34 protein-coding genes, 1 other RNA gene and 1 other annotated feature are annotated in these 26704 nt (G+C 55.4%); of the genes, 6 read left to right on the top strand and 29 right to left on the bottom strand.

Translation table 11 applies throughout. The features are described 5' to 3' along the window. Positions 1 to 88: 88 nt before the first annotated feature. The gene (locus ACLQ3M_RS08935; RefSeq protein ID WP_411677336.1) at positions 89 to 1699 is read right to left on the bottom strand and encodes a peptide chain release factor 3; all 1611 of its coding nucleotides are present in this window, start codon (positions 1697 to 1699) and stop codon (positions 89 to 91) included. Positions 1700 to 1901: 202 nt separating this feature from the next. Between ACLQ3M_RS08935 and ACLQ3M_RS08930 the strand changes: the two genes are divergently transcribed. Continuing rightward, complete coding sequence (locus ACLQ3M_RS08930) at positions 1902 to 2780, top strand: DegV family protein (RefSeq protein WP_411677335.1); 879 nt, start codon at positions 1902 to 1904, stop codon at positions 2778 to 2780. Between the two features lie 181 nt (positions 2781 to 2961). On the opposite strand, the gene ACLQ3M_RS08925 is transcribed toward ACLQ3M_RS08930, so the two are convergent. The 3 genes from ACLQ3M_RS08925 to ACLQ3M_RS08915 all read right to left on the bottom strand — a co-directional run bounded on the left by ACLQ3M_RS08925 (position 2962) and on the right by ACLQ3M_RS08915 (position 5231). Beyond that, entirely contained in the window at positions 2962 to 3546 is a 585-nt protein-coding gene (locus ACLQ3M_RS08925; RefSeq protein WP_411677334.1) for a hypothetical protein, read from the bottom strand. Positions 3547 to 3647: 101 nt separating this feature from the next. Continuing rightward, positions 3648 to 4172: a transcription repressor NadR gene (locus ACLQ3M_RS08920; protein ID WP_411677333.1), complete on the bottom strand. Its 525-nt coding sequence runs from the start codon at positions 4170 to 4172 to the stop codon at positions 3648 to 3650. Between the two features lie 99 nt (positions 4173 to 4271). Further along, positions 4272 to 5231: a bile acid:sodium symporter family protein gene (locus tag ACLQ3M_RS08915; protein WP_411677332.1), complete on the bottom strand. Its 960-nt coding sequence runs from the start codon at positions 5229 to 5231 to the stop codon at positions 4272 to 4274. 89 nt (positions 5232 to 5320) lie between these two features. After that, positions 5321 to 5575: a binding site (T-box leader), on the bottom strand. Between the two features lie 729 nt (positions 5576 to 6304). Between ACLQ3M_RS08915 and ACLQ3M_RS08910 the strand changes: the two genes are divergently transcribed. From ACLQ3M_RS08910 to ACLQ3M_RS08900, 3 genes are all read left to right on the top strand, one after another. Further along, a complete protein-coding gene (locus ACLQ3M_RS08910; protein ID WP_411677331.1) occupies positions 6305 to 6670 on the top strand; it encodes a DUF1292 domain-containing protein in 366 nt (121 codons plus the stop codon). A 7-nt stretch (positions 6671 to 6677) separates the two neighbouring features. Beyond that, a non-coding RNA gene (gene ssrS / locus ACLQ3M_RS08905) (6S RNA) lies at positions 6678 to 6866 on the top strand. Between the two features lie 133 nt (positions 6867 to 6999). Beyond that, complete coding sequence (locus ACLQ3M_RS08900; protein WP_411677329.1) at positions 7000 to 7893, top strand: DegV family protein; 894 nt, start codon at positions 7000 to 7002, stop codon at positions 7891 to 7893. Between the two features lie 50 nt (positions 7894 to 7943). On the opposite strand, the gene ruvX is transcribed toward ACLQ3M_RS08900, so the two are convergent. The 9 genes from ruvX to ACLQ3M_RS08855 form a co-directional block, all read right to left on the bottom strand. Then, positions 7944 to 8378, bottom strand: coding sequence for a Holliday junction resolvase RuvX (ruvX, locus tag ACLQ3M_RS08895; protein WP_411677328.1), 435 nt, complete (start codon positions 8376 to 8378; stop codon positions 7944 to 7946). Next, complete coding sequence (locus ACLQ3M_RS08890; protein ID WP_411677327.1) at positions 8375 to 9049, bottom strand: histidine phosphatase family protein; 675 nt, start codon at positions 9047 to 9049, stop codon at positions 8375 to 8377. The genes ruvX and ACLQ3M_RS08890 overlap by 4 nt, the downstream gene beginning before the upstream one ends. A 136-nt stretch (positions 9050 to 9185) precedes the next feature. Further along, positions 9186 to 10097, bottom strand: a complete 912-nt coding sequence (locus ACLQ3M_RS08885; protein ID WP_411677326.1) for a dihydroorotate dehydrogenase — start codon at positions 10095 to 10097, stop codon at positions 9186 to 9188. Between the two features lie 2 nt (positions 10098 to 10099). Continuing rightward, on the bottom strand, positions 10100 to 10867 hold the full coding sequence (locus ACLQ3M_RS08880) for a dihydroorotate dehydrogenase electron transfer subunit (protein WP_411677325.1): 768 nt from the start codon (positions 10865 to 10867) through the stop codon (positions 10100 to 10102). Next, a complete protein-coding gene (gene pyrF, locus ACLQ3M_RS08875; protein ID WP_411677324.1) occupies positions 10864 to 11796 on the bottom strand; it encodes an orotidine-5'-phosphate decarboxylase in 933 nt (310 codons plus the stop codon). Before pyrF ends, ACLQ3M_RS08880 begins: the two co-directional genes overlap by 4 nt. A 12-nt stretch (positions 11797 to 11808) precedes the next feature. Further along, entirely contained in the window at positions 11809 to 13086 is a 1278-nt protein-coding gene (locus ACLQ3M_RS08870; protein WP_411677323.1) for a dihydroorotase, read from the bottom strand. 38 nt (positions 13087 to 13124) lie between these two features. Further along, positions 13125 to 13889 carry a YdcF family protein gene (locus ACLQ3M_RS08865; protein ID WP_411677322.1) on the bottom strand — a complete coding sequence of 255 codons (765 nt, stop codon included), beginning with the start codon at positions 13887 to 13889 and terminating at the stop codon, positions 13125 to 13127. A 113-nt stretch (positions 13890 to 14002) separates the two neighbouring features. After that, on the bottom strand, positions 14003 to 14698 hold the full coding sequence (locus tag ACLQ3M_RS08860) for a hypothetical protein (RefSeq protein ID WP_411677321.1): 696 nt from the start codon (positions 14696 to 14698) through the stop codon (positions 14003 to 14005). A gap of 88 nt (positions 14699 to 14786) precedes the next feature. Then, positions 14787 to 15473, bottom strand: coding sequence for a hypothetical protein (locus ACLQ3M_RS08855; protein ID WP_411677320.1), 687 nt, complete (start codon positions 15471 to 15473; stop codon positions 14787 to 14789). 386 nt (positions 15474 to 15859) lie between these two features. Here ACLQ3M_RS08855 and serC point away from each other — a divergent pair, with 386 nt between their 5' ends. Both serC and ACLQ3M_RS08845 read left to right on the top strand, forming a co-directional pair. Then, entirely contained in the window at positions 15860 to 16945 is a 1086-nt protein-coding gene (gene serC / locus ACLQ3M_RS08850) for a 3-phosphoserine/phosphohydroxythreonine transaminase (RefSeq protein ID WP_411677319.1), read from the top strand. Between the two features lie 18 nt (positions 16946 to 16963). Then, positions 16964 to 18139, top strand: coding sequence for a phosphoglycerate dehydrogenase (locus ACLQ3M_RS08845; protein WP_411677318.1), 1176 nt, complete (start codon positions 16964 to 16966; stop codon positions 18137 to 18139). A gap of 276 nt (positions 18140 to 18415) precedes the next feature. On the opposite strand, the gene ACLQ3M_RS08840 is transcribed toward ACLQ3M_RS08845, so the two are convergent. The 16 genes from ACLQ3M_RS08840 to rpsE form a co-directional block, all read right to left on the bottom strand. Beyond that, positions 18416 to 18592 (bottom strand): hypothetical protein, encoded by a 177-nt coding sequence (locus tag ACLQ3M_RS08840; protein ID WP_411677317.1) that lies wholly within the window; start codon positions 18590 to 18592, stop codon positions 18416 to 18418. A gap of 37 nt (positions 18593 to 18629) precedes the next feature. After that, complete coding sequence (locus tag ACLQ3M_RS08835; RefSeq protein WP_411677316.1) at positions 18630 to 19046, bottom strand: hypothetical protein; 417 nt, start codon at positions 19044 to 19046, stop codon at positions 18630 to 18632. A gap of 224 nt (positions 19047 to 19270) precedes the next feature. Further along, positions 19271 to 19612 carry a 50S ribosomal protein L17 gene (gene rplQ, locus ACLQ3M_RS08830; RefSeq protein ID WP_066650273.1) on the bottom strand — a complete coding sequence of 114 codons (342 nt, stop codon included), beginning with the start codon at positions 19610 to 19612 and terminating at the stop codon, positions 19271 to 19273. Positions 19613 to 19649: 37 nt separating this feature from the next. After that, positions 19650 to 20603: a DNA-directed RNA polymerase subunit alpha gene (locus ACLQ3M_RS08825; RefSeq protein WP_066650272.1), complete on the bottom strand. Its 954-nt coding sequence runs from the start codon at positions 20601 to 20603 to the stop codon at positions 19650 to 19652. A gap of 68 nt (positions 20604 to 20671) precedes the next feature. Next, positions 20672 to 21298 carry a 30S ribosomal protein S4 gene (gene rpsD, locus ACLQ3M_RS08820; RefSeq protein ID WP_066650271.1) on the bottom strand — a complete coding sequence of 209 codons (627 nt, stop codon included), beginning with the start codon at positions 21296 to 21298 and terminating at the stop codon, positions 20672 to 20674. Between the two features lie 28 nt (positions 21299 to 21326). Next, positions 21327 to 21740, bottom strand: a complete 414-nt coding sequence (rpsK, locus tag ACLQ3M_RS08815) for a 30S ribosomal protein S11 (protein WP_156991268.1) — start codon at positions 21738 to 21740, stop codon at positions 21327 to 21329. A gap of 19 nt (positions 21741 to 21759) precedes the next feature. Next, entirely contained in the window at positions 21760 to 22128 is a 369-nt protein-coding gene (gene rpsM, locus ACLQ3M_RS08810; protein WP_066650269.1) for a 30S ribosomal protein S13, read from the bottom strand. Positions 22129 to 22164: 36 nt separating this feature from the next. Further along, positions 22165 to 22278, bottom strand: a complete 114-nt coding sequence (rpmJ, locus tag ACLQ3M_RS08805) for a 50S ribosomal protein L36 (protein WP_066650268.1) — start codon at positions 22276 to 22278, stop codon at positions 22165 to 22167. A gap of 29 nt (positions 22279 to 22307) precedes the next feature. Further along, positions 22308 to 22526 (bottom strand): translation initiation factor IF-1, encoded by a 219-nt coding sequence (gene infA, locus ACLQ3M_RS08800; RefSeq protein ID WP_066650266.1) that lies wholly within the window; start codon positions 22524 to 22526, stop codon positions 22308 to 22310. Next, positions 22508 to 22795: a hypothetical protein gene (locus ACLQ3M_RS08795; protein WP_411677315.1), complete on the bottom strand. Its 288-nt coding sequence runs from the start codon at positions 22793 to 22795 to the stop codon at positions 22508 to 22510. The genes infA and ACLQ3M_RS08795 overlap by 19 nt, the downstream gene beginning before the upstream one ends. A 10-nt stretch (positions 22796 to 22805) precedes the next feature. Further along, positions 22806 to 23558 (bottom strand): type I methionyl aminopeptidase, encoded by a 753-nt coding sequence (map, locus tag ACLQ3M_RS08790; protein WP_411677314.1) that lies wholly within the window; start codon positions 23556 to 23558, stop codon positions 22806 to 22808. Between the two features lie 4 nt (positions 23559 to 23562). Beyond that, positions 23563 to 24195, bottom strand: coding sequence for an adenylate kinase (locus ACLQ3M_RS08785; RefSeq protein WP_411677313.1), 633 nt, complete (start codon positions 24193 to 24195; stop codon positions 23563 to 23565). Positions 24196 to 24211: 16 nt separating this feature from the next. Next, positions 24212 to 25546, bottom strand: a complete 1335-nt coding sequence (gene secY / locus ACLQ3M_RS08780; protein WP_411677312.1) for a preprotein translocase subunit SecY — start codon at positions 25544 to 25546, stop codon at positions 24212 to 24214. Between the two features lies 1 nt (position 25547). Then, positions 25548 to 25988 carry a 50S ribosomal protein L15 gene (rplO, locus tag ACLQ3M_RS08775; RefSeq protein WP_411677311.1) on the bottom strand — a complete coding sequence of 147 codons (441 nt, stop codon included), beginning with the start codon at positions 25986 to 25988 and terminating at the stop codon, positions 25548 to 25550. Between the two features lie 19 nt (positions 25989 to 26007). Beyond that, positions 26008 to 26187, bottom strand: a complete 180-nt coding sequence (gene rpmD, locus ACLQ3M_RS08770; protein WP_411677310.1) for a 50S ribosomal protein L30 — start codon at positions 26185 to 26187, stop codon at positions 26008 to 26010. Between the two features lie 14 nt (positions 26188 to 26201). Beyond that, positions 26202 to 26702 (bottom strand): 30S ribosomal protein S5, encoded by a 501-nt coding sequence (rpsE, locus tag ACLQ3M_RS08765; protein WP_066650247.1) that lies wholly within the window; start codon positions 26700 to 26702, stop codon positions 26202 to 26204. Positions 26703 to 26704: the final 2 nt, after the last annotated feature.

Genomic DNA, 26704 nt, shown 5'->3' with positions numbered 1-26704 from the left:
AGGGAGTTTCCCCGTGTCATACCACTAAGCAATTCTTTTTTTCTCTTCGCACTCGAAACGGCGGGCCGTGCCCGTAGGTTCAGCCTGCCTAGCGCTCGAAATCGGTGCCGCCGAACTCGGAAAGCCTGAGTCCCTTGTTGTGGTCCAGCGCCCATTGGATGCTCCAGCTGTTGCAGAACAGCAGCAGATTGTTTCCGCGCACATCCTGCACGCGCTTGGTGTCGCTGGTCAGGTCGAGCGTTTTCAGATCGAGCTCCGTACTCTCGACCCAGCGGATTTCCTCATAAGGCAGGGACGACATGCGGATTTCCACATTATATTCGTTTTTCAGCCGGTACTGCAAAACGTCGAACTGAAGGGTTCCCACCACGCCGACCACGACTTCCTCCAGACCGGAATCCGGCTCGTGGAAGATCTGAATGGCGCCCTCCTGGGCAATCTGGGTCATTCCCTTGACAAACTGCTTGCGCTTCATGGTGTCCACCTGCTGCACGCGGGAGAAATGCTCCGGCGCAAAGGTCGGAATTCCCTCGAACCGGAACGGTTTGTCCGCCGCACAGAGCGTGTCCCCGATGGAAAAGATGCCGGGGTCGAACAGGCCGATGATGTCGCCGGCATACGCTTCCTCGATCACCTCGCGGTCCTGCGCCATCAAATGCTGCGGCTGCGCGAGCTTGACCTTGCGCCCGCCCTGCACGTGGAATACTTCCATTCCCTTTTCGAACTTGCCGGAACAGATGCGGATAAACGCAATGCGGTCGCGGTGCGCTTTGTTCATGTTCGCCTGAATCTTAAAGACGAACGCCGAAAAATCCGGGTCGAACGGATTGACTACGCCGGAATCCGAGTTGCGCGGCAGCGGCGCCGTCGTCATCTGTAAAAATTCCTTTAAAAAGGGTTCCACGCCGAAATTTGTCAGCGCGGAGCCGAAAAACACCGGCGACAGCTTTCCCTCCCGGACTGCCTCCAGGTCAAACCCGTCGCCCGCTCCGTCGAGCAGCTCCACGTCGTCCCTCAGCTTCGCGGCAAAATCCGTTCCGATGGCGGAATCCAGATTCGGGTCGTCAAGCGAAACTTCGGTTGATTTAACTTCTTTGGATTCAAAAACCGCATCGCTGTTCGCGTGGAAAACCAAAATCTTTTTCGATTCCCTGTCGTAAACGCCCTGAAATTCCTTTCCGGAGCCGATCGGCCAGTTGACCGGGCAGGTGCGGATCCCGAGAAGATTTTCGATTTCCTCCATCAGCTCAAACGGGTCGCGCGCGGCGCGGTCCATTTTGTTGATAAACGTGATGATCGGGATATGCCGCAAAGTGCAGACCTTAAACAGCTTTCTGGTCTGCCGCTCGACGCCCTTGGAGGCGTCCAGCACCATCACGGCGGAATCCGCCGCCATCAGCGTGCGGTAGGTGTCCTCCGAAAAATCCTCATGGCCCGGGGTATCCAGAATATTGATGCAGCATCCGTCGTACTGAAACTGCATCACGGAAGAGGTAACGGAAATTCCCCTTTGCTTTTCAATTTCCATCCAGTCGGAAACCGCGTGCCGCTGCGCTTTTTTCCCCTTGACGGAGCCGGCAAGAGCGATCGCCCCGCCGTACAGCAGCAGCTTTTCCGTCAGAGTGGTTTTGCCCGCGTCGGGGTGTGAGATGATTGCAAAAGTCCTTCTTCTGCCGATCTCGCTTTGAAAGTCAGACAATCTATTTCCTCCAGCCTGTACAATAGTATTCTTATTTTAAGACTTTCCGGGTAAATAATCAAATGGTACGGCAAAATATTTCCGAAATCAGGACGGCCCCGTCCGTTTTCCCCCGCGGCTCTCCGGTTCGGCACCCATTGAAAACCGCCCTGCAACATGATAAAATGAGTATGTCCTGCTACGACAGGCTTGGAGGAAAACAATGAACGAACTCAACGGCAACAGCATCAATCCGTCGCGTCAGGTAAAAATTACGGCGGACAGTACCTGCGACCTTTCGGACGCAGTTTTGGAAAAGTATGATATCGACCTGATTCCCCTGTACGTTGCGCTGGGAAACAAGTCTTACCGCGATAAATTTGAAATCTCGCCCGACGACCTGTACGACTATGTCCGAAAAACCGGAAAGCTCCCGAAAACGTCGGCCGTTACGGTCAAGGATTATGTGGACCGCTTTCTGCCGTACAAACTGGCCGGCAGAAGCATTCTCCATTTTACCATCAGCAGCTCCATGTCCGCATGCTACCAGAACGCGGTCATTGCCGCCGAAGAGCTTGGAAACGTCCGCGTGATCGACACCGCCAATCTCTCCACGGGAATCGGCCACCTGGCCGTGCGCGCCGCGGAGCTGGCCGCGTCGGGCCTCGATGCCGACCATATCGCGCAGGCCGTCACGGAGCTGATCCCGAAGGTTGAAACCAGCTTTGTCATCGATACGCTGAGTTACCTGCATAAAGGCGGCCGCTGTTCCGCCGTCGCCGCGCTCGGCGCGAACCTGCTTTCGCTCAAGCCCTGTATCGAGGTTCGCGACGGCGCGATGAGAGTCGGAAAAAAATACCGCGGAACTCTTGAAAAATGCCTGACCTCCTATGTATCGGACCGTTTGCAGGGCCGCGCGGACATTGATTTGCGGCGGATTTTCGTCACACACTCAGAACTGCCTCCCCGCCTGACGGAATCCATCCTCAAGCAGATCGGCAGGCTGGCAAAGTTTGAAGAGGTCATTGAAACCGAAACCAACAGCACGGTCTGCACCCACTGCGGCCCCGGAACACTGGGAATTATTTTTATAAAAAAATAATTTTAAATGCACCCCAACGGTTTTTAAAGCCGTTCAGGGTGCGTTCTTACCTATGAATATTTTGCCTTTCCCGATCGGGCAGCTTCTCTTCCGTGCGCTCCGGCAGATAATCCACGCTGACTTCATACAGATCGGCAAGAGCGCACAGGACTTCCGGCGGAATCATTTTCTGTCCGGACCTTTACCCCTTCGCCCTCGCGCTGACCGGAATTCGGATCACTCTGGAAACCGGCTTCCACGCGGCGACGGAAATTCCGAAATCGACCATGCTGTGGATCAAGCCGCCGAGTCCGATCAGCAGCAGTGCAAACATGACATAACCGCTGGAGTAAACCGCGCTGGAAAGCTGGCCTCCGAAGTAGAAAAACGTAACCACAACCACTTCACTCGCGGCATGGATCACGCCCAGAAAAAGGCCAAACAGGAAAGTCTTCGCCGAAAAAAGCATCGCAGCCGGCCTCTTCTGCAATATAATTGCGCCAATTACAACAAAAATGATGTGGCTCAGTGCGCGCAGTGTAATGACCAGCGGAAGCCCCGACAGGAAGAATCCGAGCGTTGTCCCAAGAGTGACCGCCACGGCGACCCCCGGCGAGATAAACATCGCCAGAAAAATCGGCACATGGCTGGCCAAAGTGAACGAAGCCGGCCCAATCACGATTTTTGGAAAGGTCATTGGAATGACGATTCCCACGGCGCACAGCAAAGCCGCGATCGTCATGGTCTGGATGTTCTGCATGGCATTTTTACGGTTTATAATGATCACTCTCCTCAGACTCCCATTCGGGATATGTCATTTCATATGTCTTTACACATGTTAAGACTATTCTAGCAGGAGAATGAAAAAAGTCAAGCCCTGACTCTCAATTATTCCCGTTCAAACAAAATATTTTCCTGTTTCAGCTTTTCCAAAACACGCCGGTACGCGTCTTCGTTCGGGCAGGAAATGGTGTGAAGATGCACCCCGCCCGTCAGATCGCATAAGGGAAGCGACCGGCTTTTCTCCAGCTTCCGGACAAAATCGTCCGCGTCGAACCTGGAAAAAATCTGAAGCCGTCCTGAAATCTGGCCGTAAACGGCGTGTTCCACAATCACGTCGAGCACCCCGCAGCCGTTGTCCACGGCGGCATACAGCTCGCGGGCGATGCCTTCCCGGTCATGCCTGCAGGCAACGGTCCGCAGCAGCTCGCCCGGCCGAACCTCTCCGCTTTCCAGAAGATAGCCCCTGGGCGTTGCGGTGATCGGCTGATTCGCCGCGCGCAAAAGCGCGATATCCCCCACGATGACCTGCCGGCTGACATTCAGCTCTCCGGCCAGTACCCCCGCGCTGACGGGCGAATCGCCGCTCTTTAAAATTTTAAGAATCTGTTCCCGCCGTTCTGTTGGATTCACAGCCGACCACACCCTTTCTTTCCGATTATCATACCATAAACGCTTAAAAAAATCACCCCGCAAGGGGGTGATTGAAGCGCCGTTCCTGAAAAGTTCGTATTATTCCGCCGGGGATTTTTTCAAAGCGGAGGTTTTCCTCATATGATTCGCCATCAGATTTGCGACGATCGAACCGGAAAAATTATGCCACACACTGAAGATCGCGCCCGGAATCGCGGCGGCCGGTGAAAAATGCGCGGCGGCAAGGGTCACGGCAAGTCCGGAGTTCTGCATGCCGACTTCAATCGCCACAGCGTTGCGCTTCGCGGCGTCCATCCCAAACAGCTTCGCCCCGAGAAAGCCAAGGCCGTAACCGCACATATTATGAAGAATCACGACCAGGCAGACCAAAAGGCCGCTTGTCATGATCTTCGCGGCGTTGCCGCCGACGACGGCCCCGATGATCAGCGCGATGGCGGTCACGGAAACCAGCGGCAGAACATCGTTGAACGCGGTGACTTTGTCTCCGAACAGCTGATGGACAATCAGACCGAGGACAATCGGAAGCAGAACAACCTTGCAGATGGAAAGGAACATCGACCAGAACGACACCGAAACCCAGGTTCCGGCCAGCCACCAGGTCAGCAGCGGCGTCATCAGCGGCGCGGCGACGGTGGAAACCATGGTCATGCTGACGGAAAGGGCCACGTCGCCCTTGGCGAGGTAAGTCATGACGTTGGAAGAAGTACCGCCCGGGCAGGTGCCGACCAATATCACGCCGACCGCCAGTTCGGCGGGCAGCTGAAAAAGCTTTGCCAGCGCGAACGCGACAAGCGGCATGACCGTAAACTGGAACAGAAAGCCTGCAAAAACATCCTTCGGTCTGCGGAAAACTTCTCTGAAATCAGAAAGCTTCAGCGTTAAGCCCATTCCGAACATTACAACTCCCAGCAGCAGCGTGATGTGAGGAGCGGCCCAGGTAAAGGCATGCGGGGAGAGCAGGGCGACAAGGGCAACGGCCAGCGAAAGAACCGCCATGTACTTTCCGGCAAGGTCACTCAGTTTTTTCAAAGCATTCATAATTCTTCCCTCCAAAATTTGAACACATCGAGACAACCGCGCATGATCTGCGGAATCTGCCGCACAGACGCAAAAAGGGCTTTTGCCTCCAAAGAGGCAAAAGCCCTGAAAAGCTTCTGCGGTACCACTCTTCTTGCCGTCCTTCGGGACGGCCTCTCATTAGGCATCGTCTTCAATGCCCGGCAAGGTAACGGCTGCCGGCCGTTCGCTCCTACACAGGCCGGAAGGCCCTTCAGATGAATGCTTATGGGTGATGTTTCACGCGGTCCCCGCCATGCCTCGCACCGACCGGCAATTCTCTTCCGCGAAGAAAGCACGTTACTTTTCCCAATCATCGCATTTGTCTATCCGTGTTTTTCTTAACTATAAACGACCGTTTCAGATTTGTCAAGAAGTTTTCCCGAAAACTTAACGAGGGCTCCGGCGGTATCCGCCGGAGCCCTGCAATATAAACTGTGTGAATTGTTTTGTCTTCCGTCCCGGCAGAAAACCGATCCGCTAGGAACCGGTTTTGCTGCGGGAAAAAAACTCCCCAAATCAATACATCGGAATCACCAATTAAATGTTTCTCCGGTCCGAGCCCACATGCGTTTTTCACTGAGCCGCCTTGTCATTCTGTCCCGGAAGAATGCTTCATTTCGAAGCCGGAATCAGCTGTGAAAGTAAACTGCGGTGCGCCGGCCGGGCAAAAGTCCGTTCCTGCAATAGGCCGTTATCCGCTTCATTCCTTTCCTTGATTTTCTGAAAGTCCCCGCCCAACGAACGACGGCTGCGCTGTCTGCTGGTCCTCACCCCTGCCCATTGGACTCACTCCCTTCTCAAGCAGAAAAGTTCGTTTCTTTTCGATGCGCTTCTTTTGTTTCCCTTTCTCCTGCAGCCCCGGCCGCAAATGGGAAACCGCATCGATCTTTGTTTTCCCTTTTCTTTACACTTACATTATAGAGGCTGTTATAGTATAAGTCAATATATTTTTTAAAAATATTAAAAATTTTTAGTATAATTTTTTCTCATATAATTTTCCTGTTGACTTGTCGGCCCTATCAGCGTAGAATGATAACGACGAGAAAACAGAAATGAATCGTAAGGAGAGTTCCCTGATGCAAGACGAATTCGGCCCTGATATTCTGACCCTGGTGGACGATGAAGGCAATGAGCATGAGTTTGAAATATTGGATGTCATCGACAACGACGACGGATGCTTTTACGCTCTGCTGCCCGTTCTCAGTGACCCTCAGGATAAGATCGACGCAGAAGGAACCTATTATATTTTTGAATCTATAGAAGAAAACGGTGAACAGCAGCTCGCAGAGGTGGATGATGAAGCCCTGCTTGACCGGCTCGCGGAACAGTTTGAAAGCCGGTTTGAGGAGCTGTACAGCGACGAAGACGACAATTCCGAAGGCGATTTGCCGGAGGACGAGGATAATATCGAAGACTGATTTTGTTTGCATCCTGCCTGGTGCGCGGATTTGTGCAGAAATAACCCTACAATTTTGAATCGGGAGCTTCGGCTCCGGCGGCGGACTTCAGACCTCCCGGCTTTTGCCGGACGAAGGGAGTGCGAAGTCGTCGGGCGGGCACCCACCTGCTACTGGTAGCAGGTTATTCAGCACGTTACGGCCAGGCGGGTCTTTTATATTATATGGATTGTCCCTGAATTTCAGGGGCTTTTTTCTTTTTGTCCATCATTTTATGGACAAAATTGGCAATAAAAGGTATAATGTGTTCAAAAAGACAACCACCAATTCCGGAAAGGGGTTCCGATAAAATGAGCGATTACAGAATTATAACGGATTCCAATACCGATTTGACTCAAGAGCAGACAGACAGACTGGACCTTACCGTCATCCCCATGAGTTTTACAATCGGGGACGACTCCCTGCTGGATTATCCGGATGAACGTGATCTTTCTTCCCATGAGTTTTACCGAAGAATCGCAGCGGGAGAAACTTCCACAACCAATCAGATCAGCATTGCCACCTTTGCGGAAACCTTCGAGCCGTATCTTGCCGCCGGGCAGGACGTTCTCTACCTCGGTTTTTCCTCCGGTCTGAGCGGAACCTATAATAATTCCGTCATCGCGGCGAAGGAATTAGCGGCAAAATATCCGCAGCGCAGAATTGCAACGGCTGACACGCTGGCAGCTTCCATGGGGGAGGGCCTGCTGGTGTACCACGCCGCGATGATGAAGCGCGGCGGCGCTTCCCTGGAGGAAGTCCGAAGCTGGATGGAGCAGAACCGCAACCGCATGCACCACTGGTTCACGGTCGACGATCTGAACCATTTAAAACGCGGAGGAAGAATTTCCGGCGCTTCCGCTCTGGTCGGAACCATGCTCGGCATCAAGCCCGTTATGCACTTTGACGATCAGGGGCATATCATCCTCATGGAAAAAATCCGCGGGCGCAAACAGTCGCTGGACACGTTGGTGGGCCATATGGAAAAAACCTGCATCGAGCCCGACAAACAGATGATTTTTATCAGCCACAGCGATTCACCGGAGGGTTGCGAGTATGTCGCCTCCGAAATCAAAAGGCGGCTCGGCGTTACGCAGATTGAAACAGCGCCGATCGGGCCGGTCATCGGCGCGCACACGGGAACCGGAACCGTCGCGCTGTTTTATCTGGGCCAGGACCGGGAATACGAGCAGCAAAAGCAGTAGATAGCGGCCCAAAACAGAAAAGCGGAAAGCTTCCCGCCCCGTTCACGGGGTTACGAACGCTTTCCGTTTTTTTGATTTTTACGAAAAGAAAGGTAATCCTGTAAAATCACAGTAGCCGCGACGGCGTCAATGACCGCTTTCCGCTTTTTCCCGCGCGTATCCGTGTCATTCAGATACCCGTGTGCGGTGATCGTTGTTCCGCGCTCATCCCAAAGCTCGACCGGCAGGCCGCTTTGCGCCTTCAACAGCTCCGCAAACTTTCTGGCGTTTTGGGCGCTCTCGCCCTCCGATCCGTCCATGTTGCGCGGCAGTCCCACAACGATCTGTTTGACCGCAAGGGCAGTCGCTTCGTGTGCGACGGCTTCGGCCAGCCGTTCCCGGTTCCGTTGAGCCACAACGCGGACCGGCGAGGCCAGCACCTCGCCCTCGTCGCACACAGCCAGCCCGGTTCGCGCCATTCCAAGGTCAACGGCAAGGATCTTCACGGCGCGACCGCCTTGGCGTCCGACAGGTCCTGCCCGTTTCTGCGGTAGACGGAAAGCTCCGGCGGAATATGGGAGGCGTCGTTCATTTTGACGACCTTCGCCCTCAGCTCGTCGTCAAAGTCTACCACGCTGACGGCCGTGTTGTCGCACCAGCCGATCTCCCCAACCCGGTCGACCGGCCAGCCCAAAGCATGGCACAACAGGTTCCGGATCGCGCATCCGTGGGAAACGACGCAGACGGTTTTTCCCGGATTAGCCCCGGCGATTTCCAACGCGGCCGCCCACATGCGGTCGTAAACCTCCTGCATCGACTCTCCGCCCTCTGCATGGAACTTTCCGGGGAATTCGTTCCAAACGGCAACCATCGGGGAATCCTCGCGCTCAATTTCCGCCCAGGAACGCCCTTCCCAGACTCCGACGTCGATTTCCGAAAGGCGCTTATCCACCTGAATGGGAAGATTGTGGTAGCGGTTGATTGCCTGCGCCGTCTTGAACGCGCGTTTGAGCGGGCTGGAATACATGGCGTCAAACGGCTCGTTGCGCAGGCGCATGGAAACCAGCTCCAGCTGAACTGCGCTGTTTCCGCTTACGTCGCAGTCCGTTCGCCCCTGAAGGACGCCCTTTGTGTTCCCCTCCGCCTCGCAGTGGCGGACGAATACCAATCTTGTCAATTTATTTTTCCCTCCGTTTTTTTCTCTCTTTCACAGTACGGCGGATTTCCCGGCCTGTGATGATGTTCTCTGCACGCCTCACAGTCGCCGTGCCGTCTGCATTTGAGGCGCGGGCACGGGCAGTTTTCCTTTTTCTCTACCATGGCTTCACCTTCCCGGTCAGCTCCGAAACCGCCGGAATTTCATTCTCATTCAGGTAAGCTTCCAGCCCCTCCAGAATTTTAACCGGCGCGTAGGGATCGGAAAACAGGACGGTGCCGATCTGCACGGCGGACGCACCCGCCAACAGCATTTCCACCGCATCCTGCCAGGTTGAAATGCCTCCGAGGCCCACGATCGGTATTTTCACGCGGGAGCTTGCCTGCCAGACCATCCGCAGGGCGACCGGCAGCAGCGCCGGGCCGGAAAGGCCGCCCGTGTTGTTTTTCAGAATCGGGCGGCGGGTGCGAAGGTCGATGCGCATGCCGGTCAGCGTGTTGATCATCGACAGCGCGTCCGCTCCCGCGCCCTCGACCGCCGCGGCGATTTCTCCGATGTCCGTGACGTTCGGGGAAAGCTTGACCATCAGCGGTTTTTTGCAGTACCTGCGAACCGCCGCCGTAACTGCCGCCGCGCTTTCACACGACGTTCCGAAAGCCGCGCCGCCCTGCTTCACGTTCGGGCAGGAGATGTTCAGTTCGACCATGTCAACCTCTGCTTCCGAAAGACGTTCCGCCATTTTGCAGTACTCCTCCGGCGTGTTTCCGGCGATATTCGCGATCACCGCAGTACCCTGTTCCCGCAGCCACGGCAGATCTTCCCGGATAAAATGCTCGACGCCCGGGTTTTGCAGCCCGACGGAGTTCAGCATCCCGCCCGGCGTTTCGGCGATGCGCGGCGGCGGGTTGCCGGCCCGCTCCCGGAGCGTCAGGCCCTTGCAGGCGATGCCTCCAAGCGTGGAAAGCGGATAGAACTGTGCGAATTCCCTGCCGAAGCCGAATGTGCCGGAGGCCGCGATCAGCGGATTGCTGAACGTTACGCCCGCAATGTTCACCTGTAAATCCGCCATTTTCATTCCTCCCACACAACGGTTTTCGCATCAAAAACCGGGCCGTCTTTGCACACATGCCCAAAATAATCCCCGTTTTCCCCGCGCAGCTTTACCGCACAGCCAAGGCATGCGCCGATTCCGCACGCCATGCGTTCCTCCATGGAAACATAGCACTCAACGCCGTGCTCCGCCGCCAGCTTCGCGACCGCGCGGAGCATCGGCTTCGGCCCGCAGGCAAAGACGACGTCGAACGCTAAGTCCCCGATCAGGTCCAAAACCAGCCCGCGGCGCCCGAACGAACCGTCGTCGGTCGCAATGCGGGTTTCGCATCCGGTCGATTCAAAGTCGTCTTTCAGAATCACCGCGTCCCGGCTGCGGAATCCGGCGGCCAGAACCGCGTTTTTCCCGAACGGCTTCGCCGCCTCCAGCAATGGCGGAACCCCGATGCCGCCGCCGACAAACAGCGCCCGGCGGGACGTGTCCCCCAAATCGAAACCGTTCCCGAGCGGCACGAGCAGGTTGACCGGTTCGCCCGGATTCAGAAGGGACAGCGCCCGGGTCCCCTCGCCCCGAACCTGAAAGACAAAGCGCAGCGTGCCGTTTGCGCGGTCAATGCCGCAGATTGAAATGGGACGGCGCAGGGTTTTCCCCGGCACCAGAAACTGGGCGAACTGCCCCGTGCGGGCCTTGCGCGCCGCCTCCGCGCAGGAAACGGTCAGGTCAAAAAAGCCGGGCGCGATTTCGGCCTTTTTCAGAATTTCACAGGCTGCCGTATCATAGGATTTCACAGACGGATCCTCCCGATTTTCGTCAGGATCGCGTCGCGCATTGTTTCAGCTTCTTTCGCGGCGGCTTTGGCGTAGTCCTCCGGCGCCGTGTTCTGCTTCTGCCACGCGCAGAGAATGGAGCGGGATGCGTTTACCACCGCGCCGAGGCCGTTTTGCTCGAACGCGGGCGCCACGTCCTCCGCGCCGCCGCCCTGCGCGCCGTAACCCGGAACCAGGAAAAAAGTTTTTGACAGCATCCCGCGCAGTTCCCCGAGCTGCGCCGGCCAGGTCGCACCGACCACCGCGCCAACCCCGGAGTATCCGTATTTGCCGGGCAGGGCCTCGCCCCACTCCTCACAGTACTGCCCCATCGTCTCATACAGGGGCTCGCCGCCCTCCAGCGCCTGATTCTGAATTTCGTCGGAGGAACGGTTGGAGGTCTTGACCAGCACGAAGATTCCCTTGTCCTCCGCACGGCAGACATCCAAAAGCGGAAGAATCCCGTCGGAGCCGAGGTACCCGTTTACCGTCAGCGCGTCGCCGCCGAACGCGGCCGCCGTTTCACCCGCAACCTCTGTTTTGCCCAGGTGCGCCGCGGCGTAAGCCTGCATGGTGCTGCCGATGTCGTTGCGCTTGCCGTCCGTAATGACGAACAGCCCTTTCTCCCTTGCGTACTCGATGGTGTCGTGCAGGGCTTTCATCCCCTGCCAGCCGTACATTTCGTAATACGCGCACTGCGGCTTAACGGCCGGAACAATGGGGCACAGCGCGTCGATGATCCCTTTGTTAAACTCCAGAATCGCGGCGGCGGCCCCGTCCAGCGTTTTTCCGTACTGCCGGAACGCCTTTTCCTTTATATCACCAGGGATGTAGTCCAGTTTCGGGTCGAGCCCCGCCACCGTCGGGTTCTGCTTCTTTGCAATGGCTTCAATCAGTCGGTCCAGCGCCATGTTGGTTCCTCCTTACAGTTCCTTTTGATAAACAATCATTCCATTCAGGATCGTCATGATGACGCGGCCCGTCAGCTCCATACCTTTCATAACCGCATTCCGGCTCTTCCCGTGCAGTTTTGACGGGTCGACCGTCCAGCGCTCCGCGGAGTCGAACAGCACGACGTCCGCCGAAGCGCCGGGTTCCAGCGTTCCGCCCGGAATGCCGAGCAGGCGCGCCGGAGCGGCTGACATTTTCCGGATCAGCTCCGGCAGGGACAGAAGCCCCGGCAGAACCAAAAACGTGATTCCTGCCGCGAGACTGGTTTCCATGCCGACCGCGCCGCTCGGGGCGCTTAGAAAATCCGCCTTCTCCCGCGGCGTGTGCGGCGCGTGATCGGTCGCGATCACATCGATCGTTCCGTCCCGCAGCCCTTCCGCCACAGCTTGGCAGTCTTCCTCCGCGCGAAGCGGCGGATTCATGCGGTAATCCGCGTCGCGCCGCAGCAGTTCCCTTTCGGTCAGAGCAAAATAATGCGGCGCGGTTTCACAGGTAACCGGAGCCCCGCGCCGCTTTGCGTCCCGAATCATCCCGACGGAGGTTTTCGTGCTGACATGGCAGATGTGCACCGGCAGATGATACGCCTCCGCCAGCGCCAGCTCGCGCGCGGTGCCGCAGTCCTCCGCGGCGGCGGGAATTCCCGGAACGCCCAGCGCGCGCGACACCTCGCCCTCGTTCAGCTTCCCGCCGCCCGCCAGCGAAAGGTCCTCGCAGTGGGAAGTTACGAAAAGGCCGAGTTTCGCCGCTTCCCGCATTGCTCCGGCCATCAGAGCCGAGTCGGCGACCGGCCTGCCGTCGTCGCTAACCGCCGCGGCTCCGGCCTCTCTGAGTTCTTTCAGATCGGTCGGCTCCGCGCCCGCAAGCCCTTTGGTGATCGCGGCGGCAACATAGACGCGGGCATCCGCTTGTTTCGCCTTCTCCAGCACCCCGCGCACCGTTTCCGCGCGGTCCAGAGCAGGGCGCGTGTTCGGCATGCAGAGCAGGCTGGTGACCCCGCCCGCCGCCGCCGCGCGGCAGCCGGACAGAACATCTTCCTTTTCCGAAAACCCCGGCTCACGCAGATGGACGTGCAGGTCCACGAGGCCCGGCGCGGCGACAAGGCCGGACGCTTCGATCACCCGCGCGTCCCCGCAGTCGACCGTTCCGCCCAGCCGCGCGATTTTGCCGCCGCAGATCAGCAGGTCTCCGGTTTCATCCATTGCGCGGGACGGGTCGACAAGCCGCGCGCCGCGAAGCAAGAGTTTTTCCATTTGCACCTCCGTTTGACTGACTGGAAACAGGGCTCGCCTTACGGCAGGAGCAGATAGGCGGACAGCGCCAGCAGCTCCCGCGCCCAGCAGGCCGAGAAAATATACCACGGCGTATGCGCGGGAACCGCCCACGCCGAAGCGCCGAGTCCGCGCGCAATCGAACAGGCGCGATATTCGTGATATTCGTCCGTGACGATCGCAAGCCCGCGGTTCAGGGCGTTTTGGCCGATGATCTTTTGTGCGTTGGATATATTTTCCTGCGTGGAAGTCGACCGGTCTTCCAGAAAAACGCGGGAAGCGTCGACTCCCCGGCTGACCAGACCTTGCCGGATGACTTCCGCTTCCGTTCGGTTTTCGCCGCGCCCCTGCCCGCCGCAGGCAACGCAGACCGCGGCCGGATGAGCGTTCAGATAATTTGCCGCCGCTTCAATCCGTTCCCTCAGGTCCGCGCTGGGAACGTTCCCGCTCACCTTGCTGCCCAAAACCAGCACCGTCGCCGTTTCCGGCGGGGCGGAGGTCGCACCCGAAACCATCAGGCCGGTCAGCACCGCCGCCCACAGAAGGCCGGCGCAGAACAGAACCAGAACCGCTGTTTTCAGTTTTTTTACCGCGCGGTTTTTGCCGCATAAGGCATTGATCCTGCCGGACAAAAGCACACACGCCAAAATCAACAGGCAAACCGCAATCCCCGAAATATTGCCGATATTCAACACGTTCCAGTGGATCGGCCCGATAAACCAGACAAGCCCCAAAGCGGAAAGGATTCCAAGAACCCAGAGCGCCGCGCGCCTGAATTTTCCCAACGGTATCACCTCTCCGGTTATTATAGCATAAAACCGACGGGCTTCAAACACGGCGCGTAAAAAAAGCCTGTCCGGACTCAGAAAGAATCCTGGACGGGCTTTCGGGAAAACCCTCAGCTCATGTATTTTGCAATGACTTCTTTGTAGATGCTTTTGTAACCATCCGCGCTGTCGCGCCCGAATTCCAATTCCCACTTGATCATAGAATCAACGGAGCGCCTATTTAATTCTTCGGCGCTTCTCACCCGATAACGCCCCCACGCCCCGGAATAAGGGCAATAAAGTCCGTAAAAAGTACTTGACGCATCGTTGTCCTCATTCAAGAAAAACAAATATTCCCGTCCTGCGGCGCTGGGCAGATAATCGAGGTTATAGTAAATCTTTTCTTTTCCGTCCTTTTCTTCCCGATGATATTCTTCGCCCAGGGGAATGGCTTGTCCGGCCCGCAGTTCCCCTTTCAGCACCTTTGTAATTTGCAGGGACGAAACCGTGACCGTCCGGTCCGGGAATTCCAATGCTCCCGGAATCACATTTTCCGCCCCGTCTTCCACTGTGAAGTCACTCTCCGCCATTACGTGTTGATTTGCCTGCCGGTTTCCTGCGCCCCGGAAAACTCCCTGCACGATGTCCGTACAGCCCGCCTCAAGCTCCTCCAGATTTTGAGGAATCAGGTAATCGACCGCCGCATCCGACTGAACATAGGCGACTATGTCTCCCCGCAGAAAATTCCGATTCACACCCGGTCTCCAGGAACCGAGCACTGCCGAAAGCAGCAGCCATAAAAAGAAACCGGCATAAAATTTTTTCAATTTCAATCCTCCCGACTTTTCACAGATTCGACTGAAAAGCACCCGCCCCGAAAAAACAATTTCCGGAGCGGGTATTTCCTGTTTTATTTCAGCTCATGTACTTTGCAATGACTTCTTTGTAGATGCTTTTGTAATGAGCCGCGTCATCTTTGCCAAGGTTCAGCTCTTCATTCGACATGGAATCAATGGACTGCGCGCGAACCGAATTTTGTTTCACAACGGGATAGCGGCCAAGTTCACAGTCCAGCGGAAGATAATCTCCGCCCCACCAGGCTGTCTCGCTCATACGGTCCACCAAAAAGAATAAATACTCCTTTCCTGTCTTAGAGGGCAGATAATTTCCGTCATAACATACCATTTTTTTATCACTGTAATCAATGCAAAAGTACTCTTCGCCCAGTGGGATCGTATCTCCCTCTTTAAGATTTCCTTTATAAGTCTTTGTGACTTTCAGTGTAGATACTGTGGTTCCGAACGTAGGAACCTGCTGCTCTTTTCCGGACGACAAAGTAACTTCCATATACTGTATGTTCGGCTTGGCATCATCCTGAAGCACGCCCTGAACAATGCAGTCGCTGCGATCTTCAACATCCTGTAACGTCTGCGGCAAAGTGCCTATACAATCAGATTGCTGCTGCGAATATTCGACCGGCTTACAAGCGGACGATGAAACCGAAATCGCATTTGCTTTAACCGGCGCGGATGGCTTGGGATTTGCAGCACAGGAAGTCAAAAGGAAAAGGAACGTCAATACACTGAAAAGAAACTTTTTCATTACAATTACCTCCTTCATTTGTAAAGAGCATTCAGACTGAAAACATCATGCGGTTGGATTGTATATGCTCTCAGCGGATCCCACGCGAATTTATTTCATATAGATAACAACTCAAGAAGGCGTTTTGTTACACAGAAATTTTTATTTATTTAATTCTACCAAATTTGTATTAAATTCGCCATGCTTTTTCTGTAAAGAACATAAGCCTTACAGCATGAAACGACCCCGAAAAGCAGGCGAATTGGTTCACACTTTTGGCAAACAAAGTCATATTATGAAAAAATATCACTTTAGCAATGCAATTCGCTGCTTGCGTTTTCCAGCAGACCGCATTATAATTAATAATTATTGGTTAGGCTGTAAAAACATTAAATTGGAGGTTCATCATGAAACGTGTGTACAACTTTTCCGCAGGCCCATCCATGCTGCCGGAAGCCGTTCTTCGCCGCGCCGCGGACGAAATGCTCGATTATAAGGGCTGCGGTCAATCCGTCATGGAGATGTCCCATCGATCCGGCGAATACGAGGGGATCATCTGTTCCGCGGAGAATTTGCTTCGCGAAATAATGGAAATTCCTTGCAACTACAAGGTTTTATTCCTGCAGGGCGGCGCTTCCTCCCAGTTCGCGATGATACCGCTGAACCTGATGAACAAACATCATAAGGCGGACTTTGTGCTGACCGGCCAGTGGGCGACAAAGGCCTGGAAAGAAGCCGCCCGCTACGGCGAAGGGAATGTGGTCGCGTCCTCCAAGGATAAGACCTTCACCTATATTCCGGAGCTTGACCCCGGCACCTTTTCCAAGGACGCCGATTATTTCCACATCTGCCTGAACAACACGATTTACGGCACCGCTTATCATGAGCTGCCGCAGACCGGCGACGTTCCGCTTGTGGCGGACGTATCCTCCTGCATTCTGAGCGAACCGATCGACGTTTCCAAATTCGGGCTTCTCTACGCGGGCGCGCAGAAAAACATGGCGCCCGCGGGCCTGACCGTTGTAATCGTCCGCGACGACCTGATCGGCAACGCGATGGATTTCACTCCGACCATGCTGAATTACAAGACGCACGCCGACAACGGCTCGATGTTCAACACTCCCCCGTGCTATTCGATCTACATCTGCATGCTGGTGCTTGACTGGCTGAAAAACACCGTCGGCGGGCTTTCCGAAATGGAAAAGATTAACCGGAAAAAGGCCGGGCTGCTTTACGATTTTCTTGACGGCTCCAAGCTGTTCCGCGGCACGGTCGTTCCGAAAGACCGCTCCCTGATGAACGTTCCGTTCGTGACGGGCGATACCGCGCTTGACGCGAAATTTGTTTCGGAAGCGACGGCGGAGGGCTTCGTCAACCTGAAGGGGCACCGCACCGTGGGCGGAATGCGCGCTTCCATTTATAATGCCATGCCGGTTGAGGGCGTGGAAAAGCTGGTTGCGTTCATGAAGGATTTTGAACGGAAAAACGCGTGAGAACGGAGGAATCAACCCATGTACCAGATTAAGTGCCTGAACAAAATATCGCCTGTCGGAACCGGCCGTTTCGGCGAAAACTACAGCTGCTCCGACAGCGTGGAAAACCCGGAAGCGATTCTTGTCCGCTCCGCCTCGATGCACGAAATGGAACTGCCGGCAAACCTGCTGGCGGTTGCCCGCGCCGGTGCGGGGGTTAACAATATCCCGATCGACAAGTGCAGCGAAAAGGGAATCGTCGTGTTCAACACCCCAGGCGCAAACGCGAACGCGGTCAAGGAGCTGGTTCTCGCCGGGCTGCTGATGTCCTCCCGAAGGATTGTATCGGGGATTGAATGGGCGAAAACCCTGAAAGGCAAAGGGGACGAGGTCGGCAAACTGGTCGAAAAAGGTAAAAGCCAGTTCGTCGGCCCTGAAATCAAGGGAAAAACGCTCGGCGTCATCGGCCTGGGCGCAATCGGGATTCTGGTCGCGAACGCGGCTCACTCCCTCGGGATGGAAGTGCTCGGCTACGACCCGTATCTTTCGGTGGACGCCGCCTGGGGGCTCTCCCGCTCCGTAAAGCACGCGCATTCTCTGGATGACATTTACGCGGAAAGCGACTATATCACCGTCCATGTGCCGCTGCTGCCCGATACCAAAGAAATGATCAACGCGGAAGCGATCTCTAAAATGAAAGACGGCGTGCATCTTCTTAACTTCGCGCGCGGCGGGCTGTTCAACCGGCCGGACGTGCTGGCGGCGGTGAAATCCGGAAAGGTCGCCACCTATGCGACCGATTTTCCGGACGACAGCCTGCTTGGTGTTGAAAACGTCCTTGCCTTTCCGCACCTTGGCGCCTCCACACCCGAATCGGAGGACAACTGCGCGCGGATGGCCGCGGACGAGCTGATCGATTATCTCGAAAACGGAAACATCCGCAACGCGGTCAACCTGCCGTCCGTTTCGATGGCGCGCAACGGCTTTACCCGCATCTGCCTGTTCCACAGGAACGTGCCGAACGTCATCAGCAAGCTGTCCGGCATTCTGGCAAACGCGAATATCAACATTGAAAACATGCAGAGCAAGGCGAAAAAGGACTATGCCTATGTGATTCTCGACGTGACCGGAGAAGTCACCGAGGACACCGCCGAGCATCTGGAACAGCTTCCGGAAATCGTGCGCGCGCGCGTGATTCCGGCAAAAAGCAAATAAGTGTCCTCACCGCAGCAAGGGAGCCGTTCCCCAACTTGGGAAACGGCTCCCTTTTTTGTTTGTCGATTCTTTCCTCACCGCAGTATGAGCGTCCGCAACGAAATCCCATGTGCCGACCGCTGCTTCTAATTGGTTTCATAATAAGGAGATCCCCGCCTCATATAAAATTGCTCCCTTAGCCGCAGCGATACTCTGCCCTGTTTTGAAGCGGGATGACATATGGAAACCATCTCCCCAAATTGGTTTTTCATGCCTGCCGGCGAGGTCCCGCATTTTCTATCGGTACAGCGACGAGGGCCGAAACATTCTTTTCAGAAACAAGCGAAGATAGCGTGAGATCCACCGCAGCCATTTGGTGAGTACGGCGGAAAAGATACGGAAAAACAATGCAATCAGTAAAATGGTCAGGAACATGAAAAATCCGTTTTTCAACGCTTCTATCCAGAACTCCATCTGCAAGCCCCTTTCCTCTCAATGAAATCCCGAAAACCTATTGTCGACCGCCGCCCTTCGAAAAATAGCATGAGGTGGATAACTGATACCCGGCCGCATACAGGAGGGACGGGACAAAAATCAGCGCGGGAGTCAGCATCGTCGGCTTGTAGGGAACGATCTGATGCGCAAGGCCCCGGAGCAGGGCCGCGCATAACGCAATTAAAAATACGGAATATGCCAGTTTGATCAGGCAGAGGGATTTTTTTGTAATATCCGCACGGCGCGCCAGAAAGAGATCAAGAGCAATCAGCGCCGCGGAAAAAACGGTCAGAAAAAACTTCCAGCCCCATAAGCACCATGCGGAAGCCTTTGCCGTCATCATCTGCAGCCCGTTTTCGGCAAACGCCATCGCAAGAAGCAGCAGCGGCAGCAAAAGCAAATAAACAAGATATGCAGCCCTTTTCCTCTTCACCGTTCTCATCTCTTTTTGCCTATTTTATAATAACCATACCATCTATAAATTCCTTTGTCAAATAATAGTTCCCATCCCCGGTACAGCCGGGAGTTCTTCCTATACGTGCAAAGTCCTGTTTTTACCGGCTGCGCCTCAAGGCGCCCGGGGCTTTTTCCCGCGAATGACAAAAAACCGGATGCGCTCCATGTGGAGTACATCCGGTTTTCTATTAAATCAAAGAATTACAGAAGTTCGATAATCGCCATTTCGGCTGCGTCCCCGCGGCGGGGGCCGATCTTCGTAATGCGTGTATATCCGCCGTTGCGTTCGGCGTATTTCGGCGCGATCTCGGCAAACAGCTTGTGGGTAACATCTTCCTTCGTTACAAAGCCGTTTACAAGGCGCTTGTTGGCAAGAGTATCTTCTTTCGCAATGGTGATCATCTTTTCCGCCATGGAACGGACTTCCTTGGCGCGGGTCACCGTTGTTTCGATTTTACCTTTTTCCAAAAGAAAGGTTACCATCGCCCTGAGCATAGCCGTTCTGTGGTCGGTGGTTCTTCCGAGTTTTCTGGTTCCGGGCATCGAATGTTCACTCCTTTACCTTAGGTTCCGCAAAGGACTATTCATCGTCCTTGCGCAGATTGAAACCGAGAGAGGCCATCTTCCAGACAACCTCTTCGAGGGATTTGCGTCCAAGGTTGCGGACCTTCATCATGTCGTCTTCCGACTTGCCGATGATGTCGCCAACCGTGTTGATTCCGGCGCGCTTGAGGCAGTTGAAGGAACGGACCGAAAGGTCCAGCTCCTCAATCGTCATCTCAAGCACTTTTTCCTTGCCCTTGTCGTCCTTTTCCACCATGATCTCGGTGCTGCTGCCCTTGTCGGACAGGTCGACAAACAGATTCAGGTGTTCGGTCAGGACCTTCGCGGCAAGGGAAACCGCCTCCTGAGCCCCGATCACCCCGTTGGTCCAGACCTCGAGCGTCAGCTTGTCGAAGTCGATGCTCTGGCCGACGCGGGTCGGTTCCACGTTATAGTTCACCTTATAAACCGGAGTGTAAATGGAATCCACGGGAAGCACACCGATAATGCTGGCGCTCATGTTCTGCTTGTTCCGCTCTGCGGAAACATAGCCGCGCCCTTTGTCCAAAGTGAGTTCCATATACAGTTTGGCGCCGTCCCCCAGCGTTGCAATGTGCATGTCCGGGTTGAGGATTTCCACCTCGCTGTCGCACTTGATTGAGTCGGCCGTCACTTCACACGGCCCTTCGGCGCAAATCTCAACCGTTTTGGGTCCGTCGCAGTGCAGCTTCGCCGTCAGTCCCTTGATATTCAGGATGATCTCGGTGACATCCTCTTTCACGCCGGGTATGGTTGAAAACTCATGCAGAACGCCGTCGATCTTGATCGACGTTACCGCAACTCCCGGCAAGGACGACAGAAGTACGCGCCGAAGGCTGTTGCCCAGCGTGGTGCCAAACCCCCGTTCCAGAGGCTCGACGATGAATTTGCCGTACGTACCGTCGCCCGATAGTTCATTCGTCTCAATTTTAGGCTTCTCAATCTCGATCATTAGCGACCCTCCTTGATCTGTAGCGGATCAATTTATCTGCCGTGATGGCTCCTGCGCTGCAGAACACGTTACTTGGAGTACAACTCAACAATGAGAGTCTCGTCAACCGCAAGGTCAATCTCTTCACGCGTGGGCAGTGCAAGGATTTTGCCTTCCAGGGTCTCGCGGTTTACGTCAAGCCACTTGGGCACAGGACGGGAAGCATTCGCCTCGAGCACCGATTTGAATTTATCGCTCTTGCGGCTTTTGTCCTTAATAGAAACCACATCGCCCGGTTTCACCAGGAAAGACGGGATGTCGACACGGCCGCCGTTTACGGTAAAGTGACCGTGAACAACAAGCTGGCGGGCTTCCGCTCTGGAGCTGGCCCAGCCGAGGCGGTAAACAATATTGTCAAGCCTGCGCTCCAAAAGGATCAGCAGCTCATCGCCGGTCTTGCCTTCCTTTTTGGTGGCCATTTCATAATATTTCAAAAACTGGGATTCCAGTACGCCGTAGTAGCGCTTCGCCGTCTGCTTGGCGCGCAGCTGAAGGCCGTACTCAGAGGTCTTCTTGCGACCCTGGCCGTGCTGACCGGGCGCATATGCTCTGCGCGTTACCGCGCATTTGTCCGCGTAGCATCTTTCGCCTTTCAGAAAAAGCTTCTGGCCTTCTCTGCGGCAGAGCTTGCAGACGGAATCTGTATATCTTGCCATATTTTGGTTGCACCTCCTAAAAAATCGGTTATACGCGTCTTCTCTTCGGCGGACGGCATCCGTTGTGGGGAATCGGCGTTACGTCCTTGATCATGCTGACCTCCAGCCCGGCGCCCTGCAGCGCGCGGATTGCGGCCTCACGCCCGGAGCCCGGGCCTTTAACGTATACTTCAACCGATTTCATGCCGTGTTCCATGGCCGCTTTCGCAGCGGTTTCCGCCGCGGTCTGGGCGGCAAAAGGAGTGGATTTTCTGGAGCCCCTGAATCCGAGTTCGCCGGAGCTTGCCCAGGAAACCGCGTTGCCCTGAACGTCGGTAATGGTAACAATCGTATTGTTGAAAGTGGACTGAATATGAGCGGAGCCACGATCGATATTCTTGCGTTCACGGCGTCTGCGCACACTGGAACCCTTTTTTGCTCCCGCGTTTTTCTGTGCTGCCATTTATGATATCCCTCCCAGATTATTTCTTCTTGTTGGCCATGGTCTTTCTCGGTCCCTTGCGGGTACGCGCGTTGGTCTTCGTGCGCTGACCCCTGACCGGAAGCCCTCTGCGGTGACGGACACCGCGGTAGCAGCCGATTTCAATCAGCCTTTTGATATCGAACGCGATGTCGCGGCGAAGGTCGCCTTCCACGCGGCAGTGGTGCTCGATGTATTCCCTGATTTTTGCCGCGTCGTCTTCCGAAAGATCCCTGACACGGACGTTCGGATCTATGCCTGCTTCCGCGCAGATCTGGGTAGCCGTCTTGCGGCCGATACCGAAAATATAAGTTAGAGCAATCTCAATGCGCTTATCCCTCGGCAGATCAATACCTGCTATACGCGCCATACTGGTTGCACCTCCGTTGTTAGTTAGGTTTGCGCCTTAGCCCTGGCGCTGTTTATGCTTGGGGTTTTCGCAGATCACCATGACCTTACCCTTGCGCTTAATGACTTTGCATTTTTCACACATTTTCTTTACAGAAGGTCTGACTTTCATTCGAGGTCCCTCCTTGCAGAGATCTTCAGTTATTTCGAACGCCACGTGATGCGCCCGCGCGTCAGGTCGTACGGCGACAGCTCAATGGTAACCTTGTCGCCGGGCAGAATGCGGATGAAATTCATCCTCAGTTTGCCGGAAATATGCGCGAGAATCGTGTGGTGATTGGGAAGCTCCACCGTAAACATGGCGTTCGGCAGGGCTTCGGTAACGATGCCTTCAGTTTCAATTACGTCCTGTTTCGACATACATTTGCCTCCTCTTGTGGAAAGCGGTCCCCGGCTTCAAAAGCGGCAAGGGCCCGTCGAATTTCACGATTGGTCTGCAATGATTGTTCGGGCAGCAGTGTTTTTGTGGGAAAAAGGTGTATCACATTTTTCTTCTTGGGGTGCTGCAGGCTGCGCCGCTTTCCGTCACAGATGGTGACGGAACCGGCCTGTGCCCCAAGCACCGCGAAAAAGCCGCCCTTGTCACGCCCGGCAGCGGACCGGACCACCAGTCCTCTGATGAATTCCATGTCTTCCCCCTTAGTCCGGAACGGTCAGAATGACCGGTCCGTCCGGGGTAATCGCAATGGAATGCTCAAAGTGAGCAGCCAGCTTTCCATCCGCCGTGACGGTCGTCCAACCGTCCTCCAGCGTCTGTACTCCCGCCACTCCTTCATTCACCATCGGCTCGATGGCGATGGTCATGCCCGGCAACAGGCGCACGCCCCTTCCGGGGGTGCCGTAATTGGGAACACTGGGGTCTTCGTGCATCTTCGCGCCTACTCCGTGGCCGACGAAATCACGTACCACCGAGTAACCGCGAGCTTCGGCATACCGCTGAACCGCGCTGCCGATGTCGCCGAGCCGGTTTCCGGCCACGGCGGCCCGGATGCCCTCGTAAAGGCTTTCCCGCGTCGCGTCCATCAGGGCCTGTGCCTCCCGGCTGACCTTGCCGCACGGAAAGGTAAAGGCGTTGTCACCGACGAAACCCTCGTAGGTCGCGCCGACGTCAATGCTGACGATGTCGCCCTCCCTGATGATCTGTCTTTTGCTTGGTATGCCATGGATGACTACATTGTTTACGGAAACACAGGCGCTGGCGGGAAATCCGCCGTACCCGAGGAACGTGGGCTTCGCGCCCGCTTTCTCGATTGTGCGGCGGGCCACATGGCTGATTTCCCACGTGGAAACGCCAGGCTCAACCGCGGCGCCCGCGTCTTTCAGCGCGTTCGCCGCGATCCGGCCCGCCTGCCTCATGATTTTAAGTTCTCTAGCAGTTTTCAAAACGATCATAAAATCAAGCCTCGATTGCGTCGAGTACGGCCCGGGTCGTATCGGAAACAATATCGCAGCCCTGCACTACGCGGAGCTTGCCTTGTTTCTCATAATATGCCTTAAGAGGTTCCGTTTGCTCGTGATATACTTTCAGCCGCGCCTGAATCGTCTCCGGCTGGTCATCCTTGCGCTGAACAAGGGTGCCTCCGCAAAGGTCGCACACGCCCTCCACCTTTGGCTTTTTGTTTACCACATGGTAGGAGGCGCCGCAATTTTCGCAGACACGGCGTCCGGACAAACGGTTCATAATCATCTGCTCGGTCACCTCGATGTCGATGACCCGGTCGATGACGATGCCCATTTTGTCCAGAGCCTCGGCCTGGGGAATGGTGCGCGGAAAGCCGTCCAGAATAAACCCGTTTTTGCAGTCCGGTTCGGCGAGGCGCTCACGGATAATTCCGATCACGATCTCGTCCGGAACCAGCTTGCCGGATTCCGTGTAGGCCTTCGCGCGCAGTCCCATTTCCGTGCCGCTTTTCAGCGCGCTTCGAATGATATTGCCCGTTGATATAGTGGGAATTCCCTTTTCGCGGGAAAGGACTTCCGCCTGGGTTCCCTTCCCCGCGCCGGGTGCGCCAAGAAAAATAAAATTCATAAGAACCACTCCTTCATCAATCGAGGAAGCCTTTGTAATGCCGCATCATCATTTGGGATTCCATCTGTTTTACGGTTTCCAGGGCTACGCCGACAAGAATCAGGATGGATGTGCCGCCGACCGAAAGATTGCTCATCCCGGTTGTCGCACCGAAAATAATCGGCATCAGCGCAATAAACCCAAGGAACAGCGAGCCGATAAAGGTTACCTTGGAAAGGACCCTGGCAATGTAATCACTGGTCGACTTGCCCGGACGAATGCCGGGAATGGTGCCGTTGCTCTGACGGAGATTATTGGCCATCTCAATGGGATTATACTGGATTGTCATATAAAAATATGCGAAGAGAATAATCAGGAAAAAATACAGGAACGAGTAGAGCCATCCCGTCGAGGAGAACGCGTCAAAGAAGCTTCTCCAGAATCCCGTCGCCACACGGTTGCCCATGAACAGACGGATGGTGCTTGGAATTACTAGGATTGAGCTGGCAAAGATAATCGGCATAACGCCGGACATTCCGATTTTAATCGGAATATGGCTGCTCTGCCCGCCGTACATCTTCCGCCCGACCACGCGCTTCGCGTACTGAACGGGGATGCGGCGTTCCGCGTCATACATAAAGACGATGACCCACACGATCACGAGGAACAGAACGGCAAACATCGGGACCAGGAAGTAATACTTTCCGAAGCTGCTCGGGTCCTGAGACGCGGCCTGCAAGAAAGTACCCAGTGTCTGGATTGTGTGCGGCAGTCTTGCGACAATGCCGGCGAACAGCAGAATGGAAATTCCGTTGCCGATGCCGAACTGGTTGACCTGCTCGCCCAGCCACATCATCAGCGCGGCGCCCGCCGTAAAGGTCATGATTATGACGAACGCGGCAAACACAGCCTGCCAGCCGTGTGTGTATTCTGCGATCGGAGTTCCCTGATAGGAACTGTTGCGCAGATAGAAATAATAGGAGGTGCCCTGAATCAGGGCCAGCACGATCGCCACATAACGGGTAATCGCGCCAAGGCGCTTGCGGCCTTCCTCCCCTTCCCTCGCCATGCGCTCCAGCGCCGGAATCGCGACGGTGAGAAGCTGGATGACAATGGAACTGTTAATGTACGGCGTAACGCTCATTGCAAACAGCGTTGCGTTTGCAAAGGCGCCGCCGGACAGCATGTCTAGATAACTCAGTGCTGTTCCGGTCTTTCCGACCTCCGTCATTAATCCTTTCAGGGCGTCCGTATTCAAGAACGGTACAGGAATGGCCGCGCCAAAACGGAATACAACGATAATAAACAGTGTAAAGAGCATCTTACGACGGAGATCGGGGATCGACCAGGCATTCTTGATGGTTTTGAACACCTCAGATCACCTCGGCCTTCCCGCCAGCGGCCTCAATCTTCTGCCTGGCGGATTCAGAGAAGGCAGAAACCTTTACGTTCAGCTTTTTCTCCAGTTTGCCGTTGCCCAGGATCTTAATCCCATCGCAGCAAACCTTCACGATACCTGCATCGATCAAAGCCTGTGTGTCAACCGTTGCGCCGTCTTCAAACTTGTTGAGGGTGCCTACGTTCACAGTCTTGACGCTGCTGGCAAAAATATTGGTGAAGCCCCTTTTCGGGAGGCGGCGCTGCAAAGGCATCTGGCCGCCTTCAAAGCCCGGACGAATTGAGCCTCCGGAACGCGCCTTCTGGCCCTTGTGGCCTTTGCCCGCGGTTTTACCCTGGCCGGAGCCTGCCCCTCTTCCGATCCTTTTGGGCTCTTTTGTGGACCCCGGTACCGAAGTTAGATCATGTAACTTCATACATTCGCACCTCCTTATCTTACGCTTTGCTTACCTCGATGAGGTGGATAATTTTCTGCACCTTACCTTTGGTCTGCTCATTTTCGGGCTGAACCGATGAATCGCCGATTTTGGTAAGACCAAGGGACCGGGCGGTTGCAATCTGGTCCTTTTTGCTGCCGATCAGGCTTTTGACCAGCGTGACTTTCAGCTGTTCCATCCTGCGCGCCCTCCTTATGCAAATAATTCTTTAACCGATTTACCGCGCGTTTTTGCGACCTGTTCCGCACTGCGGAGTTTTTTCATGCCGTCCAGCGTCGCGCGGACGACGTTGCACGGGTTGTTGGACCGAAGCGCCTTGGTACGGATGTCGCGGATGCCGGCGGCTTCCACGACCGCACGAACCGGGCCGCCGGCGATTACGCCGGTACCGGGTGCAGCGGGTTTCATCAGAACTCTGCCCGCGCCGTACGCGCCGATGATTTCATGCGGAATGGTCGATCCGCGCATGGAAACTTTGATCAGGTTCTTTTTCGCGTCTTCAATTCCCTTGCGAATCGCGTCGGGAACTTCGCCCGCCTTGCCGATGCCGAAACCGACGGTTCCGTTGCCGTCGCCGACAACGACCAGCGCCGCGAACTTGAAGATACGGCCGCCCTTTACGGTTTTCGAAACGCGGTTGATGGCAACCACATGCTCTTTCATTTCCGTTTGTGATGCGTCAAATCTAGCCAAAA

Origin of the sequence: Caproicibacter sp. (genome assembly GCF_046707225.1) — a bacterium.
In the GTDB taxonomy this organism is placed as follows: Bacteria; Bacillota; Clostridia; order Oscillospirales; family Acutalibacteraceae; genus Caproicibacter.
The sequence above is the reverse complement of the archived record's forward strand: the minus strand, read 5'-3'. Positions and strand labels throughout refer to the sequence as shown.